Origin of the sequence: Streptomyces sp. 8K308, assembly GCF_004348315.1 — a bacterium.
Lineage (GTDB): Bacteria > Actinomycetota > Actinomycetes > Streptomycetales > Streptomycetaceae > Streptomyces.
In genome coordinates this window covers 1-876 of the sequence record NZ_SMKC01000672.1, presented here as the reverse complement: position 1 = coordinate 876, position 876 = coordinate 1, and the positions used below count along the sequence as shown (strand labels likewise).

Here is an 876-nt window from a genome sequence, read left to right as displayed (position 1 = left end):
TGTATAAGAGACAGGGCGGGCGGGGTGGTGAGCCACAGCACGGTGGTGCTGTGGTGGTCGAGGCGCGCGGCGTCGACGTCGGCCTCGAAGTAGAGCACGCCCTGCCGCCGCAGCCGGTCGAGCCGCTCCCTGGCCCAGCTCTCCGAGCGGCCGGCCCGGGTGGCGAGCTCCCGGGCGCTGGCCCGACCGTCGGCGGCGAGCGCGGCGAACAGCGGCCGGTCGGCGGCGTCCGCGCGGTACGGCTCGGAGCCCGCGCCCTCCGCCAGGGCCTGGCCGCGCAGCGCGGCGGCCCGCTCGGCGCCGAGTGCCTCGAGCCGGCCCTGCCGGCCGGCCGCGTCCCCGACGTGGGTACGCAGCACGAGGCGGGCGGCGGCCTCCCGCACCTCGGGCGTACGCGGCAGCGCGCGCAGCAGCAACGCGTCGTGCTCGACTACGGCCGCCGTGCGGGCCACACACAGCACCTCGCCGGCGGTCGCGGTGAGCGCCACCCAACTGGTGTCGGGGCGGCGCGCCAGGGCGCGCGCGACCTCGGCCGCCGCCGCCGGCCGACACCGCAGCCGCAGCGACCACTCGGCCTGGCCAAGCCGACGCGCGTGCGGCAGGCCACGCACCCGCAGCACCCCGGCGGCGCACAGCGCCCGGTACCGGCGCGCGACGGTCTGGTGCGAGACGTCGAGCACCTCGCCGATCCGGGTGAACGCGGCTCGGCCGTCGAGCTGCAGGGCATGGACCAACCGCCGGTCAAGCTCGTCGAGCGCGCGCAGATCCACGCGAAAAGCGTAATCCGCAGGCCGAAACCGCGCGCCGGGCCCGGATGGCCCGACGCCCGCCGGCCCCCGGGCGCACCATCCCCTGGTGCCTCCCTCGCCGCAGACC

General features: G+C 78.2%; 1 protein-coding gene. It reads right to left on the bottom strand.

What is annotated here, in order from left to right:
- Positions 1-770: AsnC family transcriptional regulator (locus E1265_RS36580; RefSeq protein ID WP_132935228.1), on the bottom strand; the 770-nt coding region annotated here is incomplete at its 3' end.
- Positions 771-876 lie beyond the last annotated feature (106 nt).